Genomic DNA, 15406 nt, shown 5'->3' on the forward strand with positions numbered 1-15406 from the left:
CTGGCTAGTTCTTGTCCGTCTGTCCCGGGTCCGTGGAGCAGATCTGGTCCAGCGAGTCCGGCGGTGCGATGTTCGGCGAGGTGCCGGTGCCGTTGCCCGCGCTGCTGGGCGGCTGGGTGCCGGTGGTGCGGTTGGGCGTGGTCTTGCCGCCGGGCTTGCCGGTGGTGGTGGTCGGCGGGGCGGCGCTGGTGGTCGTGGTGGGCTTGGCCGTGGTGCTGGTGGTGGTCAGCGCCTGGGCGTTGCGCACGACCTCGCGCATGTAGTTGAAGTCCGGCACCGCGGTGGAGAACTTGCCGCCGTTGCGGGTGGACAGGTTGGGGTCGAAGGAGATGCTCTGGATCGGCTTGGTGCGGGCCTTGTTGGCCAGCGACAGCAGCGCGGGCAGCACGTCCTGCGGGATGTTGGTGGCCACGTTGTCCTGGGTGGCCGCGGCGATGCCCTGGAAGTTGGTCAGCAGGTCCATCGGGCTCTTCTGCTCGATCACGTACTTGATCAGGCAGCGCTGGCGGCTCATCCGCATGTAGTCGCTGCCGTCGCTGCGCGCGCGGCCGTACCAGAGCGCCTGCTCGCCGTTGAGGTGCTGCTGACCGGCCGGGATCCAGCCCTTGGGGCGGATCTGCTCGCCGTGCGGGCCGAGGCCGTTGATCGGGATCGGCTTGGGGCCCACGTTGACGTCCACGCCGCCGAGGGCGTCGATGATGGAGGCGAAGCCGGCCATGTTGACCTGGATGAAGTAGTCCAGGTCCACGCCCAGCATGGCCGCCACCGAGGAGTGCAGCAGGTTCAGCCCCGGCACCGTGCTCGGGCCGCTGGGCGCCAGCTGCGGGTGCTCGTTGCCGTACTTGTACAGCGCGTTGAGCAGGTACTCGCCCGAGTTGGGGTCCCTGCCGTCGTGGAAGCCGTTGGGGAACTGCTTGGCCATCGGCGAACCGGCCGGGAACTGGGCGCGCTGCAGGTTGCGCGGCAGGCCGAAGAGCACGGTCTGGCCGCTGCTGGTGTCCAGGCTGGCCACCATCATGGTGTCGGTGCGGGTGCCGGTGCGGTCGGGGCCGGCGTCGCTGCCCACCAGCAGGATGTTGATCCGCGGCTTCTTGATCGCCTCGGCGTCGCCGGTCTGCGCGGTGCCGCCCTGGCCGCTGCTGGCGGTGGTGCCGCCGGAGGGGAACAGGTTCTGCACCAGCGAGCGCTGCGCGTGGACGTTGTAGGCGGCGAAGCCCAGCGGCGCGGCGATCACCGCGCACAGGGTGGCCACCACCAGGGTGGCGGTGATCCGGCCGCCCAGCCGCATGCCGCGCGGGCGGGCCAGCGCGAAGGTGCGCAGCACCACGGCGATCCAGACCAGCGCGAGCAGGATGCAGGCGATGATCGCGCCGAGCAGCACCCTCGGTGACACCGCGTACTGGAACAGCTGCTCCTGGGTGATGGTCAGCCCGAGGTAGACCCCGGCGCCGATCAGCAGCAGGAACCCGGCCAGCAGGAACCAGCCCGCGCGCTTGCGCAGGGCCAGGTGTCCGGAACCGGGCACGACCACCGAGCTCAGGGTGAGCAGCAAAGCCTTACCCAGCGTGCGCGATTGCTCACTCTCTCGCGACCGTCGGCCCATGTGTCCCGCTCCTCGGTTCTGTCCTGCGCTGTTCATACGCCGCAGTCCCGAGCCGGGTTGCACCGTTGACCAGTGGTTCCGCTGGGCCGGCGCAGGTGGCACCGGCCCTCGGCCGTTAAACGTACCGATAGTCGATTTGGTTGCCGCACGTGACCGGAATCGCCTCGATCCCCTCTCCCGGGGGAGTGCGCTGGTTCTTGTGGGGGAGTTGCCGCTGACCGCTTCGCCGCAGGCTGGGTGCTGTCAACGCGCAGAGTCACGAATGGGGACAGCGATGAGCGGACCGCAACGGATAGTCGTGGTCGGGGGCGGTTATGTCGGCATGTACACCGCGCTGCGGCTCCAGCGAAAGCTGCGCGCGGGCGAGGCGACGATCACGGTCGTCGACCCGCAGCCGAACATGACCTACCAACCGTTCCTCCCGGAGGCCGCCGCGGGCTCGATCGAGCCGCGCCACGTGGTAGTACCGCTGCGCAAGGTCCTGCGCAAGTGCACCGTGCTCACCGGGCGGGTGACCGCCGTGGACGCCGAACGCAAGATCGTCACCGTGCTGCCGGTGGAGGGCGTGCCGGCCGAGCTGGCCTACGACCACCTGGTGGTGGCCCCCGGCGCGGTCGCCAGGACGCTGCCGGTGCCCGGCCTGGCCGAGTGCGGGATCGGCTTCGGCTCGGTCGGTGAGGCCATCCACCTGCGCAACCACGTGCTGTCCCGGCTGGACGTGGCCTCCACCACCGAGGACGAGGTGCTGCGGCGGCGGGCGCTCACCTTCGTCGTGGTGGGTGCCGGATATGCCGGGATCGAGGTCTTCGGCGAGCTGGAGGACATGGCCCGCGCGGCCCTGCGGCACCACCCCCGGCTGTCCGAAAAGGACATGCGGTGGGTGCTGGTGGAAGCAGCCGATCGGGTGTTGCCGGAAGTCTCGCCCAGCATGGCCGAGTACACCGTGCGGCGGCTGCGCGAACGCGGCACCGAGGTGCGGCTGGGCACCCGGGTGTCCGCAATGGACGGTGGGCAGGTGGTGCTCACCGACGGCGAGCAGTTCGCCGCGGACACGGTGGTCTGGACCGCGGGGGTGAAGGCCAACCCGCTGGCCGCGCGCTCCGGGCTGCCGGTGGACAGCAGGGGCCGGTTGCTGTGCACGCCAGCCCTCGAGGTGATCGGCGTGGACGGGGTGTGGTCGGCCGGTGACTGCGCGGCGGTGCCGGACCTGTCGGCCAGCGGGCTGACCGTGTGCGCGCCCAGTGCCCAGCACGCGGTGCGGCAGGCCAAGGTGCTCGCGGACAACCTGCGCGCCGCGCTCCGGGGCAGGCCGGTCCGGGAGTACCGGCACAAGCACGTCGGCTCGGTGGCCAGCCTCGGTCTGCACAAGGGCGTGGCCGAGGTCTACGGCATCCGGCTGCGCGGGTTCCTGGCCTGGCTGCTGCACCGGCTGTACCACCTGAGCCGGGTGCCCACCTTCAACCGCAAGGTGCGGGTGCTGGGCGACTGGGTGCTGACCTTCTTCTGCGGCCGCGAGGTGGTGTCACTCGGCCAGGTGGAGCATCCGCGCCGGGACTGGGCGGCCATCGTGGCCGAGGTGGAGTCGAATCCGCAGATCACAGTCCCGAAACCGTTCTCCGGCGAGGACCGGAAAGTCTGATTGACTGTTCAACCGTGCGAATTGTGCTGGACACCGATCCGGGGATCGACGACGCGCTCGCGATCCTGTACTTGGCCGCGCAGGCAGACGTCGAGATCGTCGCTGTGGGTAGCGTCCACGGGAACGTGCCCGCGCAGGTCGCCGCGGACAACAGCAGGCGGATCCTGGACGTGCTCGGGCTGGACGAGGTGCCGGTGGCCGTCGGCGCCGCCCGCCCGCTCGCCCAGCCGCTGGCCACCTCCGAGGTGGTGCACGGCCCGCTGGGACTCGGCAGCTGGGAGGGCCCGGAACCGTCGAAGCCCCCGGTGCGCGAGTCCGCGGCCGAACAGATCGTCCAGCTCGCCCGGCAGCACCCGGGCGAGCTGGACCTCCTCGCGCTGGGCCCGCTGACCAACGTGGCGCTGGCCCTGCTGCTGGAGCCCGAGCTGCCCAGGCTGCTGCGCTCGGTGATGGTGATGGGCGGCGCGGTGGACGCCCCCGGCAACGCCACCCCCTTCGCCGAGGCCAACATCTGGCACGACCCGGAAGCCGCCGACCTGGTGCTGGCCGCCGGTTTTGAGCTGACCCTGGTCGCACTGGACGTCACCCACTCCGCCCGCGCGGACGCCGAGTGGCTGGACGCGCTGGCCGCCTGCACCGGCCCGCGCGGCAAGTTCGCGCACGACGTGCTCGGCTTCTACGTCGACTTCTACAGCCGGATGCTCGGCGAACGCTGCTGCACGCTCTACGACCCGCTGGCCGCGGCCATCCTGCTGCACCCCGACCTGGCCACCTATCGCGAGCTGCCGGTGAGCGTGGAGCTGCGCGGGGAGAAGACCCGGGGGCAGACGGTGGCCGATCTGCGGGGGTACGGCAAGGAGATCGCGGCTGAGCTGGGCGGGATCACCGACCGTCCGGCGATCAAGGTCGCGCGGACGGTCGATGCCCAGGCCTTCTTCAAGCAGCTCACTGAGGCCTTGATCGACTAGCCGCACTGTTACATTGGCGCGCTCCGCGCGCGGGATTTTTTCGCTCTTGAGTCGTGCGTTCGTGACCCCGGCACACGCGAAGCAAGCTTCGGAGTGCCGGGGTCACGAACGCACGACGCGAAAAAATCACACCCGTCGCTGGGTCAAAGGGCCCGGCGTGTCGCTGGCGCGCCACGCCTCCCAACGCGGCAGGTCAACTCGTTCGCTTTACTGCCCGCGTGGCTGGGTGGAGTAGGACGAAGACGAACAGCAGGGCCAGCACCGTGGCCGCGGACAGGTAGGGCAGGGATGGGCCGAGGCGGTAGAGCGTGGCTCCGATCAGGGGGCCGACGACGAAGGTCAGGGCGTTGGTCGCGCCGACCAGGCCGGCCACGCCGCTCTGTTCGGCGCGGCTGACCAGCAGGGTGGGGGCGGCGGTGCAGCCGGGCATGGCCAGGCCCAGGCCGAGGCCGACCACGGCCAGGCCGAGCAGGATCAGGGTGAGGCCGGAGCTGACCGCGACGCCGAGGAAACCCAGTGCCGCCAATGGGATTCCGCTGCGCATCAGCCTGGCCGGGGACCAGCCGAGGCGGGGCACGGCGGCGGCCTGGGTGAGCAGGAAGGGCAGGCCTGCGCACAGCATCGCAGCGCCGGCCAGGGTCGCGGTGTCCTGGGAACTGAGCTGGAGCTGGTCCTGCAACAGGAAACCGACGGTGATCTGCATGACGCCCAGGGACAGGTAGAGGCCAAAACCGGTCAGCAGGAATGGCCACAGGCGGTTGTCGAACGGGCTGAGCTTCGGCGGTTCGGGGCGGTCGGCGTGCCGTTGTTCGCGGGGCAGTCGCAGCCAGACCAGCACCGCGAACACGGCGATGATCACCGGTGCGGCGTACATCGGCACCAGCAGGCCGCCGAAGGCCAGCAGGCCGCCCAGCGCCGGGCCGAGCACCAGGGAAAGTCCTTGGGCGGCACCGGTTTTCGCGATGCCCTGGACACGTTCCCGTTCGCCCTCGGTGACGTCGGCGACGTAGGACTGCGCGGCCACCGGCACGCCGGCCCAGGCGAAGCCGAAGAACAGGCTGCGGAAGACGAGCACCAGCACGAACACCGCGGTCACCGGCAGTGCCTTGGCCAGGCCGAGCTGGGCGATCACCGCGAAGATCAGCAGGCCGGCGGTCGCGGCGGCCATGCAGGCCAGCAACACCGGTTTGCGGCCGCGTGACTCGCTCTGCCTGCCCCAGAAACCGCTGGCCAGCACGACCATGGTGGCGGCGACGCTGAACACCAGGCCCAGTTGGACCTCGGACAGGCCGAGGTCGCGGGCCAGCGGCGGCAGCACCGGCGCGAGGATCTGCTGGCCGGTGAACACGCCGAACACGGCCAGGTAGATCGGGACGAGCGACACCTTGGCCGCCGTCTGCGCAGTCATGGGCTCCCCAGTCTTTTGTACGTTGTCCAAAAGGTAAGCCTCCCGAAACCCGATGCGCAATGGCTACCGTGAGCGGGTGATGAGTTCCGCAACCGAGCGAGGTCCCCGGGTCTTCCGCGGCGAGACGCCGCTGACGCCCGAGCTGATCGTGGACGCCGCCGAACGGCTCACCGCCGAGCACGGCCTTGCGGGGTGGACCATCCGCAAGCTCGCCACCGAGCTGGACTGCTGGCCGACCGTGATCTACCACCACGTGGGCGACCGGGCCGCGGTGCACCAGGCGGTGGCCGACCGGGTGGTCTCCCGGATGCCCTGCCCGGAGGAGGAGCTGGACTGGCGGGAGTGGTTCACCGAGCTGCTCGTGGGCGCCCGGCCGGTGCTGCGCGCCCATCCCGGGGTGGCCCGCTGGCTGGTGCTGCGCGGCCCGATCGTGCCCTCCGCGCTGCGCATCCTGGACCGGGGGGTGCGGGTCTTGCAGCGCGCGGGCTTCGGCGCGGAGGCCCCGATGGTCTACAGCACGCTGCTCAACGCGGGCATGTTGCTGATCATGTCCTACGACGAGCGGGACGCGGAGAACGCGAGCACCAAGACCACCATCGCCGAGGCGCTGGGCGCCTACCGGGACGACGAGCGCACCGGGCTGGCCGCGATGGCCGAGTACCTGCTCACCCCCGGCGGGACCGAGCAGTTCTACGCCTACGCGGTGCAGCGCGCGGTGGACGGGGCGCAGACCAGGCTGGCCGAGCTGCACCCGGAGTGAGACCCGGCCGACAGGAGCCTGCGGTGGCGCGGCGGCTACCGTCGTGGCCGAGGTTCCCCGCCGACTCCGAGGAGGCTGACCCGTGACCTGGGTTCGCTGCTACGAGGCCCGCCCGCAGGCACGGCTCCGGCTGTTCTGCTTCCCGCACGCGGGCGGCACCGCGAGCGCGTACCGGCTGTGGCCGCCGCTGCTGCCCGCCGGGGTGGAGATGCTCGCGGTGCAGTACCCGGGCCGTGAGGAGCGCTTCGGCGAGCCCGCGCTGACCACCATGGCCGAGCTGGTGAACGGCCTGGTCACCGGGCTGCGCGGCGAGCTGGACCGGCCGTTCGTGTTCTTCGGGCACAGCATGGGCGCGGCGGTGGCCTACGAGGTCGCGCTGGTGTTGCAGCGGCTCGGCCTGCCCGCGCCGCAGCGGCTGGTGCTCTCCGGCAAGGAGGCTCCCGAGCACGTGACCCCCGGCGCGGTGCACCTGCGCGATGACGACGGCCTGGCCGCGGAGCTGACCGCGCTGGGCGGCACCGGCGCCGCGGTGCTGGAGCACCCCGAGCTGCGCGAGCTGCTGCTGCCGATCGTGCGCGCGGACTACCGGCTGATCGAGACCTACCAGCCGACCCAGGCCCCGCCGCTGACCTGCCCGATCACCGCCTTCGTCGGCGATGCCGACCCGGAACTGACCATCGAGCAGGCCCGCGACTGGGGCAGGAGCACCAGCGGCGAGTTCGACCTCCAGGTCTTCCCCGGCGACCACTTCTACCTCAACGACGGCCGCGCCCAGGTGGTCAGCGCCCTCACCCGCCGCCTGGCCCTCGCCCCCTCCTGGCCGTCCACGCCCTGACTCCCCGGCGTGTTGGCCGATCTCGTACGCCGTGTTGGCCGTTCCGGTACGCCGTGTTGGCCGTTCGTGCGCCACAGCGGCCAACACGGCGTACGACAACGGCCAACACTCGGGTGGTTGCCTCGGCACACGTTCGAGTGGTTAGGTGCACCTAACACTCATTTGTACGTTGTCTAAATTGAGGCAGTCGCGATGTCCGACGGTTCACCGGCGCAGCGTCCCGACCGGGCCGCGCTGGCCCGGTTGCTCGCCCCCGTCCGCACCCGGATCCGGATCGCGGTGGTGGCGCAGGTCGCCGCCGCGCTGGCCGCGGTGGTCCCGTTCGTGGCCGTGGCCGAACTGGGCAGACTCCTGCTCGGCGGTGGCCCGGCGGCGGGCGCGTGGACGATCGTGTGGGTCGCCGTCGGCGCGCTGGCCGCCCGGTTCGTGCTGTTCTTCCTGGCCGGCGGGCTGACCCACCTGGCGGATGCGGACCTGCAGCTGGACCTGCGGCGGCGGATGGCCACCCGGCTCGGGCAGGTGCCGCTGGGCTGGTTCGGCGCGCGCAACTCGGGCACGGTGAAGAAGGCGCTGCAGGACGACGTCACCGCGATGCACCGCCTCATCGCGCACTCGCTGCTGGACCTCACCGCCGGGATCGTCACCCCGGTGGCCGCGCTGGCCTACCTGGTGTGGGTGGACTGGCGGATGACCCTGGTGACCCTGCTGCCGGTGGCCGCGGGCCTGTACTTCTACGCCCGCTCGATGGCCGGGTACGGGGAGAACATGGCCGCCTACGACCAGGCGCTGGGCCGGATCAACGGCAGCGCGGTGGAGTTCGTCAACGGCATCGCGGTGGTCAAGACCTTCGGCCAGTCCCGCAAGGCGCACCAGCGGTTCACCAGCGCCGCCGACGACTTCGCCACCTTCTTCCTGGACTGGGTCCGCGGCGTGACCAAGGTCAGCGCGATCGGCCAGACCCTGCTGTCCCCGGTGGTGGTCCTGCTGGTGGTGCTCACCGGCGGCACCGTGTTCGTGACCAACGGCTGGCTCGCGCCCGCCGACGTGCTGCCCTTCGCGTTGCTGGGCCTGGGCATCGCCGCGCCGATCACCACCCTGGCGCAGACCTCGCAGCAGCTGCGCTCGGCCCGGCTGGCCGCGGCGCAGGTGGCCGCGGTGCTGGACACCGAGCCGCTGCCCGCGCCCGAGGCCGAGGCGGCGGATCCGGCCGACGGCCGGGTCAGCCTGCGCAACGTCCACTTCGGGTACACCGCGGACACGCCGGTGCTGCGCGGGATCGACCTGGAGCTGGCGCCGGGCACGGTGACCGCGCTGGTCGGGCCATCCGGCGGCGGCAAGTCCACCCTGGCCAAGCTGCTGCCCCGGTTCTTCGACGTCACCGACGGCTCGGTGAGCATCGGCGGGGTGGACATCAGGGACCTCTCCGCCGAACAGCTCTACCGGCGGGTTTCCTTTGTCCTGCAGGACGTCCAGCTGCTGCGCGCGACGGTGGCCGACAACATCCGGCTGGCCCTGCCGGAAGCCGATCAGTCCACTGTGGAGGATGCGGCGCGGGCGGCCCAGATCCACCAGCGGATCCTGGAGCTGCCGCGCGGCTACGACTCGGTGATCGGCGAGGACGCCCGGTTCTCCGGCGGTGAGGCGCAACGGGTGTCCATCGCCCGCGCGCTGCTGGCCGACGCGCCGATCCTGGTGCTGGACGAGGCCACCGCCTTCGCCGACCCGGAGTCCGAGTCGGCCATCCAGCAGGCGCTGTCCACCCTGGTGGCCGGGCGGACGCTGCTGGTGATCGCGCACCGGCTGTCCACGGTGGCCGGGGCCGACCAGATCGCGGTGCTGGCCGCCGGCCGGGTCGCCGAGCTGGGCACGCACACCGAACTCCTTGCCCGCCAAGGTTTGTACGCGCGGATGTGGGCCGCCCACGAACGCGCGGGCGCCTGGCAGCCGCACACCTCGCCGTTGGAGACCCGATGATCCGCTCGCTGCTGTCCGTCCTCGGCCCGGCGCACGCCGCCCCGCTGCGCCGGATGATCGGCGTGATGGCGCTGGCCGCGGTGTTGCAGGGCCTCGCGTTCGCGCTGCTGGTGCCGGTGCTGCGCGCCCTGCTCGGGCCGGACCCCGCCGAGGCCTGGCCCTGGCTGGGGGTCTTCGCCGCGGTCGCGCTGGCCCAGTCGCTGGCCGCCTACGCCGCCCAGGTGGCCGGGTACCGGGCCGGGTCCACGCTCTCCCGCGGCCTGCACCACCGGCTCGGCGACCACATCACCAGCCTGCCACTGGGTTTCTTCACCGGTGACCGCCTCGGCAAGCTCGGCCAGCTGACCAGCGGCGGCGTGATCAACGTGATGCAGGTGCCTGCCCACCTGCTGCGCCCGCTGATCGACGCCGTGCTCACCCCGGCCACCGTGGTCGCGCTGATGTACCTCTTCGACTGGCGGCTGGCGCTGGCCGCCACCTTGTCCGCACCGGTGCTCTACCTCGTCTACCAGTGGAGCGGCGCGCTGATCCAGCGCACCGACCGGGGCCGGGACCTGGTGATCGCCGAGGCCGGTGGCCGGGTGGTCGAGTTCGCCCAGACCCAGCCGGTGCTGCGCGCCTTCGGCCGCACCGTGCAGGGCTACCGGCTGCTGGACGAAGCCCTGGTGGCGCAACGGAACGCGGGCCGCCGCATGATCACCACCGGGGTGTGGGGCCTGGTCGGCTTCGGCCTGGTGGTGCAGGCGGCGTTCACCGTGCTGCTGGTGCTCGGCGTCAGCCTCGCCCTGGGCGGCAGCCTGGGGGTGCCGGAGCTGCTGGCGCTGCTGGTGCTGGCCGCCCGGTTCGTCGAGCCGCTGGCCATGGCCGCCGACCTGGGCGGCGCGATCCGCCTGGGGCGCAACGCCCTGCACCGGATGACCGAGCTGCTGGCCGCCCCGCTGCTGCCCGAGCCCGCCGCCCCGCGCAAGCCAGGTGACGCCTCCATCGAGCTGGTCGACGTGTCCTTCGGCTACGACAGCAGGCCGGTGCTGACCAACGTGTCGCTGCGGGTGCCGCCGCGCAGCATGACCGCGCTGGTCGGCCCGTCCGGTGCCGGCAAGACCACGGTCACCCGGCTGATCGCCCGCTTCTTCGACGTGGACTCCGGGTCGGTCCGGGTGGGCGGGGTGGATGTCCGCGAGATCGCCGGCGAGCAGCTGATGTCGTTGGTGTCACTGGTGTTCCAGGACGTCTACCTGTTCGAGGGCAGCATCGAGGAGAACATCCGGGTGGGCAGGCCGGGCGCGAGCGAGGAGCAGGTGCGCGCCGCGGCCCGGCTGGCCAGGGTGGAGGAGATCGTCGAGCGGCTGCCCGGCGGCTGGTCCGCGCGCATCGGCGAGGGCGGGGTGACCCTCTCCGGCGGGGAACGCCAGCGGATCTCCATCGCCCGCGCCATCCTCAAGGACGCGCCGATCGTGCTGCTGGACGAGGCCACCGCCGCGCTGGACCCGGAGAACGAGTCCGCGGTGCAGGACGCGCTGACCGCGCTCACCGCGGACCGCACCCTGCTGGTCATCGCGCACCGGTTGCAGACCGTGGTGGCCGCGGACCGGATCGTGGTGCTGGAGGCGGGCCGGGTCGCCGAGTCGGGCACCCACGAGGAGCTGCTGACCCGCGGCGGCCGGTACGCCGAGTTCTGGGCCGAGCGCAACCGCGCGCACGGCTGGCGGCTGCTCCCAACGCGTTAACGTGGCCGCCAACGTTCGCACCCACCGGCATACTGTTGGGCAGACACTTGTCGCCGCAACGGTGGAAAGGACCCGGTGCACACGTTCCTGGCGCGCTTCGTCGGCGGTCCCCTGGACGGCCGGTGGCAGACCTTCACCTCCGCCAGTCCAGCGGCACTGGCCACGGTGACGCACGTCCACCTGCACCAGGGACCCAAGATCGTGCACCACTACGACCTGCGGCACAGCGAGGAACACGGCTGGGAGTACCACCTGCGCCAGGAGTCCGAGACCGAGGACTGCTAGGGAGCCGTGACCACAAAGGACTACCAGCGCGGCTAGCATGACCGGCGGATCTGGGGGTTCGCATGGTTGAGGCTGTTCGGGAACGGGTGCGCGCGCAGGCGGCGGCGCAGTGGCGGGCGCCGGTGGGTGTGGTCTACATCGCCAAGGTGCGGCCGGAGTACCGGGTCAAGGGGCGGCGGTCGGACGGAACCGTGGCTGGGCGGCGGTTGGTGCGGCGGTTCTTCTGGAACCTGGTGCGGTTCGCCGGCGTGCTGGTGCAGCTCGTGCTGGACGGGGACGGGGACATCGACCTGCGGCGGGGGACGGTGACCGCGCCGCCGGGGTCGCCCGCGATCGAGTTCGCGGATCTGGCCCGGCGGGCCCGGCGGGTGTGGGTGGCCTGGGGTGCTGGGCAGGTGCTGCTCGCGCAGGCGGACGGGCGGGTGTTGTGGTCGGGGCCCGCGCAGTTCGGGGCCAGGCAGTTCGCGGTGGTCTGGGCCGATGGCGGGCGGGTGGTGCTGCCGCCGAACCGGGCGGAGAAGGCCAGGGTCCGGCAGGAGTTCCGGTGACCGGGGACCGGCTCGCGCGTGAGGCGGCGGAATGGACCCTGCGGGAGTGGGGGCAGTCGGCGCGGGTGGTTCCGCTGGGGGACGTGCGGTTCCGGTACCACGTGCGCGGGCGGCGGGTGGACGGTTCGCGGCGCAACACCGGCGGGTCGAGTTCCAGCAGCGCCGATGAGTGGGTGAGCGCGCCGCTGGAGCAGGCTGACGGGTGCGCGGGGATGCTGGTCGCGCTGGTGGTGTCGGCGGTGCTGTGGGTGCTGCTGCTGGGGGCTCGGGCGGTGTGGGTGGTGCTGCGGCTGGGCAGCCGGCGGCTGCGGCGGCGCACCGCGACCGTGGTGGGCGGGCCGAGGCAGCTCGGGGTGCGGTTCGCGGACGCGGCCAACCAGCGTGCGGATGTGTGGCTGGCCTGGTCGGGGGAGCGGATGGCGCTGCTGCACGTGCGGCCGAAGTGGTGCGAGCCGTTGTGGGACGGCGAGCTGCCGCGGGTTGAGCGGAGCCTGCTGCGCTGGCCGGACGGGTCCAGGGTGCGGTTGCCGAAGGGGACCTTGGGGGCGGCCAACCTTTCCGGCTGAACCGGTGTCATCCCGGGTGGGAGGGGCTGGGGTGACCGAGCGGTTGGTGCGGGAGTGGGCGCTGGGCTGGTGTGAGCCGGTGCGGGTGGTCGAGGTGACCGGGGTGGCGTGCCGGTGGCGGGCGGGGCCGGGCACGGCGGTGGCGCGGTTCGTGGCGGCGGTGCACGGGCCGGGGGAGCGCTGGCTGGTGTGGTCGGCGAACCGGATGGCGGTGTTGCTGGTCGGCCGGGACTGGGTGGAACGGCGCTGGTCGGGGGCGGTGCCGGTGTGGCGGGGCGATGGGTTGCTGGTGTGGCCGGACGGGGCGGAGGTCCGGTTGCCGAAGGGGCTGGGGGAGCTCGATGGCTGAGTGGCAGGTGCGGAAGTGGGCGGAGGGCGAGTGGGGGGAGCGGGTGTCGGTCGCGCCGCTGGGCGGGCTGAAGCTCCGCTACCGGGTGCGCGGGCGGCGGCTGGACGGGTCGGCCCGGTGGTCCCGCGAGGGCACCCCTGACCTGCCCGCCGAGCCGGACGACCTGCTGCTGGCGCTGAGCTGGTACGCGGTGTTCTTCTGGTTCGCGGAGCTGCTGCTGCTGGCGCTGGGCTGGCTGGGCAGGCTGTTGCTGCTCCGGCTCGGCCGGGGCCGGGTGCTGACCGTGCTGGCCAGGCCAGGCACGCACGCGGTGCGCTTCGCCGACGCGGCACGCCCGCCGGAGGGGGTGTGGGCGGTGTGGTCCGCGCGGCGGATGGCGCTGGTGCGGTGCGGGCCGGAGACCTGCGAGCCGCTGTGGCAGGGCAGCGGTGAGGCGGCGCCCCGGCTGGAGCGGAACGCGCTGTGCTGGGCGGACGGGTCGCGGCTGCGCGCGCCGCACCGGGTGTTCCACGACTGAGCAGCTGGGCGCCCACCTGGGCCCCGTTGGCGGACACCGGGGCAGGGACCACTTCCCTTAGGCTGCTGCCCGATGCAGAACAGGGAGGTTCGCATGTCCGGCAAGCCGTTCGCCTCTTCCGCCGATCTGGCGGCCAAGGAGCAGACCCTGGAAGTGCTCGGTGATGGCGTGTACGCGCTGACCGCGGCCGGGGATCCCAACGTGGGGGCGATCGAGGGCGAGGACTTCCTGGTCTGCTTCGAGGCCATGGCCACGCCGGTGGCGGCACGGGGCTGGCTGGACCGGCTGCGCGAGCACACCGGCAAACCCGTGCGGTACCTGGTGCTCAGCCACTACCACGCGGTGCGGGTGCTCGGCGCGAGCGCCTTCGACGCGCAGGTGATCGTGGCGCACGAGCACACCAGGGCGCTGATCGCCGAGCGCGGGGAGGCGGACTGGGCCTCGGAGTTCGCCAGGATGCCCAGGCTGTTCACCGAGCCCGAGTCGATCCCCGGCCTGACCTGGCCCACGCTCACCTTCTCCGACCGGCTGACCATCCCGCTCGGCGGCGACCGCGGCGACCTGGAGCTGCGCTACTGCGGCCGGGGGCACACCGAAGGCGACCTGGTGGCCTGGCTGCCCCGGCAGCGGATCCTCTTCGCCGGGGACCTGGTGGAGTCGCAGGCCGCGCTCTACACCGGCGACGCCTACCACCGGGACTGGTCATCGTCCACTTTGGACACTGTGGCCGCGTTGCGGGCCGAGGTGCTGGTAGGCGGGCGGGGCGCGGTGGCCAGGGGACGGGACGCGGTGGACGCGGCGATCGCGCAGACCCGGCACTTCCTGCAGGTGTTGCAGGCCCAGGTGGCCGCGGTGCACGTGCGGCACGGCAGCCTCAAGGAGGCATTCGACGGGGCGCACGCCGCGCTGGCGCCGCGCTACGGCGGCTGGTCGATCTTCGAGCACTGCCTGCCGTTCAACGTGGCCAGGCTGTGGGACGAGCTCTCCGGGGTGGACCGGCCGGTGATCTGGACCGCCGAGCGGGACAAAGAAGTCTGGGCCCAGCTCCAGGGAAGGTAAGGAGCTGGGCCCAGCAAGCCGAGCTGAGTGGTCAGCTGGCCAGAACGTCGGCGACGGCGGTCAGCGGCAGGTCGTGCGCTTCGGCGACACCGGCGTTGGTCAGGAGGCCGTCGTGGGTGTTCAGGCCAAGGGCGAGCGAGTTGTCCTCGCTCAGCGCGCGCTGCCAGCCCTTGTTGGCCAGCGCGATCGCGTACGGCAGGGTCACGTTGGTCAGCGCGAAGGTCGAGGTCCTCGGCACCGCGCCCGGCATGTTCGCCACGCAGTAGAACTGGGTGTCGTGCACCGGGAAGGTCGGCTCGGCGTGCGTGGTCGGCCGGGAGTCCTCGAAGCAGCCGCCCTGGTCGATGGCGATGTCCACCAGCACCGCGCCCGGCTTCATCCGCTTCACCAGGTCGTTGCTGATCAGCTTGGGCGCCTTGGCGCCGGGCACCAGCACCGCGCCGATGACCAGGTCGGCGTCCAGCACCGCGCGCTCGACCTCGTAGGCGTTGGACACCACAGTGGTCAGGCGGCCCTGGTAGTAGGAGTCGGCCGCGCGCAGCTTGTCCACCGACAGGTCGAGCACGGTGACGTCGGCGCCCATGCCGACCGCGATCGCGATCGAGTTCATGCCGGAGACGCCCGCGCCCAGCACGGTGACCTTGGCCGGGTGCACGCCGGGCACGCCGCCCAGCAGCACGCCGCGGCCGCCGCGGGACTTCATCAGGGTCTCGCCGCCGACCTGGGTGGCCAGGCGACCGGCGACCTCGGACATCGGGGCGAGCAGCGGCAGCGCGCCGTTGGGCAGCTGCACGGTCTCGTAGGCGACACCGGTGACCTTGCGCTCCAGCAGCGCGTCGGTGCAGGCGCGGTCGGCGGCCAGGTGCAGGTAGGTGAACAGCACCTGCCCCGGGCGCATCCGGTGGTACTCCTCGGCGACGGGCTCCTTGACCTTGAGCACCATGTCCGCGGTGCCCCACACCTCGTCCGCGGTGGGCAGCACCTTGGCGCCCGCCGCGACGTACTCCGCGTCCGCGATGGCCGAACCGGCGCCCGCGTCGTGCTCGATGAAGACCTCATGGCCATGACGGACCAGCTCGAGCACACCGGCCGGGGTGATCGCGACTCGGTACTCGTGGTTCTTCACTTCGCGGGGAACGCCGATCCTCATGGCAAGACTCCTCGTGGG

15 protein-coding genes are annotated in these 15406 nt (G+C 72.1%); 12 read left to right on the top strand and 3 right to left on the bottom strand.

Annotated elements, in window-relative coordinates; translation table 11 throughout:
- Nucleotides 1-4 precede the first annotated feature (4 nt).
- On the bottom strand, nt 5-1552 hold the full coding sequence (locus tag N8J89_RS10940; RefSeq protein ID WP_283664216.1) for an LCP family protein: 1548 nt from the start codon (nt 1550-1552) through the stop codon (nt 5-7).
- Between the two features lie 325 nt (nt 1553-1877).
- Between N8J89_RS10940 and N8J89_RS10945 the strand changes: the two genes are divergently transcribed.
- Both N8J89_RS10945 and N8J89_RS10950 read left to right on the top strand, forming a co-directional pair.
- Complete coding sequence (locus N8J89_RS10945; protein ID WP_283664217.1) at nt 1878-3242, top strand: NAD(P)/FAD-dependent oxidoreductase; 1365 nt, start codon at nt 1878-1880, stop codon at nt 3240-3242.
- A gap of 14 nt (nt 3243-3256) precedes the next feature.
- Entirely contained in the window at nt 3257-4210 is a 954-nt protein-coding gene (locus N8J89_RS10950; RefSeq protein WP_252479034.1) for a nucleoside hydrolase, read from the top strand.
- Nucleotides 4211-4403: 193 nt separating this feature from the next.
- Here N8J89_RS10950 and N8J89_RS10955 read toward each other — a convergent pair whose 3' ends face one another.
- Nucleotides 4404-5618, bottom strand: a complete 1215-nt coding sequence (locus tag N8J89_RS10955; RefSeq protein ID WP_283664218.1) for an MFS transporter — start codon at nt 5616-5618, stop codon at nt 4404-4406.
- A gap of 79 nt (nt 5619-5697) precedes the next feature.
- Here N8J89_RS10955 and N8J89_RS10960 point away from each other — a divergent pair, with 79 nt between their 5' ends.
- The 10 genes from N8J89_RS10960 (at nt 5698) to N8J89_RS11005 (ending at nt 14238) form a co-directional block, all read left to right on the top strand.
- The gene (locus N8J89_RS10960) at nt 5698-6378 is read left to right on the top strand and encodes a TetR/AcrR family transcriptional regulator (RefSeq protein ID WP_283666140.1); all 681 of its coding nucleotides are present in this window, start codon (nt 5698-5700) and stop codon (nt 6376-6378) included.
- Between the two features lie 82 nt (nt 6379-6460).
- Complete coding sequence (locus N8J89_RS10965; RefSeq protein WP_283664219.1) at nt 6461-7213, top strand: thioesterase II family protein; 753 nt, start codon at nt 6461-6463, stop codon at nt 7211-7213.
- 192 nt (nt 7214-7405) lie between these two features.
- Nucleotides 7406-9187, top strand: a complete 1782-nt coding sequence (locus N8J89_RS10970; protein WP_283664220.1) for an ABC transporter ATP-binding protein — start codon at nt 7406-7408, stop codon at nt 9185-9187.
- Nucleotides 9184-10914, top strand: coding sequence for an ABC transporter ATP-binding protein (locus tag N8J89_RS10975; RefSeq protein ID WP_283664221.1), 1731 nt, complete (start codon nt 9184-9186; stop codon nt 10912-10914). Before N8J89_RS10970 ends, N8J89_RS10975 begins: the two co-directional genes overlap by 4 nt.
- A 75-nt stretch (nt 10915-10989) precedes the next feature.
- Nucleotides 10990-11199 carry a DUF8847 domain-containing protein gene (locus N8J89_RS10980; RefSeq protein ID WP_283664222.1) on the top strand — a complete coding sequence of 70 codons (210 nt, stop codon included), beginning with the start codon at nt 10990-10992 and terminating at the stop codon, nt 11197-11199.
- Between the two features lie 62 nt (nt 11200-11261).
- Nucleotides 11262-11747, top strand: a complete 486-nt coding sequence (locus N8J89_RS10985; RefSeq protein ID WP_283664223.1) for a hypothetical protein — start codon at nt 11262-11264, stop codon at nt 11745-11747.
- Nucleotides 11744-12313: a hypothetical protein gene (locus N8J89_RS10990; protein ID WP_283664224.1), complete on the top strand. Its 570-nt coding sequence runs from the start codon at nt 11744-11746 to the stop codon at nt 12311-12313. The genes N8J89_RS10985 and N8J89_RS10990 overlap by 4 nt, the downstream gene beginning before the upstream one ends.
- A gap of 31 nt (nt 12314-12344) precedes the next feature.
- Nucleotides 12345-12662, top strand: a complete 318-nt coding sequence (locus tag N8J89_RS10995) for a hypothetical protein (RefSeq protein WP_283664225.1) — start codon at nt 12345-12347, stop codon at nt 12660-12662.
- On the top strand, nt 12655-13179 hold the full coding sequence (locus N8J89_RS11000; protein WP_283664226.1) for a hypothetical protein: 525 nt from the start codon (nt 12655-12657) through the stop codon (nt 13177-13179). Before N8J89_RS10995 ends, N8J89_RS11000 begins: the two co-directional genes overlap by 8 nt.
- A gap of 93 nt (nt 13180-13272) precedes the next feature.
- Complete coding sequence (locus N8J89_RS11005) at nt 13273-14238, top strand: MBL fold metallo-hydrolase (RefSeq protein ID WP_283664227.1); 966 nt, start codon at nt 13273-13275, stop codon at nt 14236-14238.
- A gap of 31 nt (nt 14239-14269) precedes the next feature.
- Here N8J89_RS11005 and ald read toward each other — a convergent pair whose 3' ends face one another.
- The gene (gene ald / locus N8J89_RS11010; RefSeq protein ID WP_283664228.1) at nt 14270-15388 is read right to left on the bottom strand and encodes an alanine dehydrogenase; all 1119 of its coding nucleotides are present in this window, start codon (nt 15386-15388) and stop codon (nt 14270-14272) included.
- Between the last annotated feature and the right edge of the window lie 18 nt (nt 15389-15406).

It is taken from the genome of Crossiella sp. CA-258035, assembly GCF_030064675.1.
Lineage (GTDB): Bacteria > Actinomycetota > Actinomycetes > Mycobacteriales > Pseudonocardiaceae > Crossiella.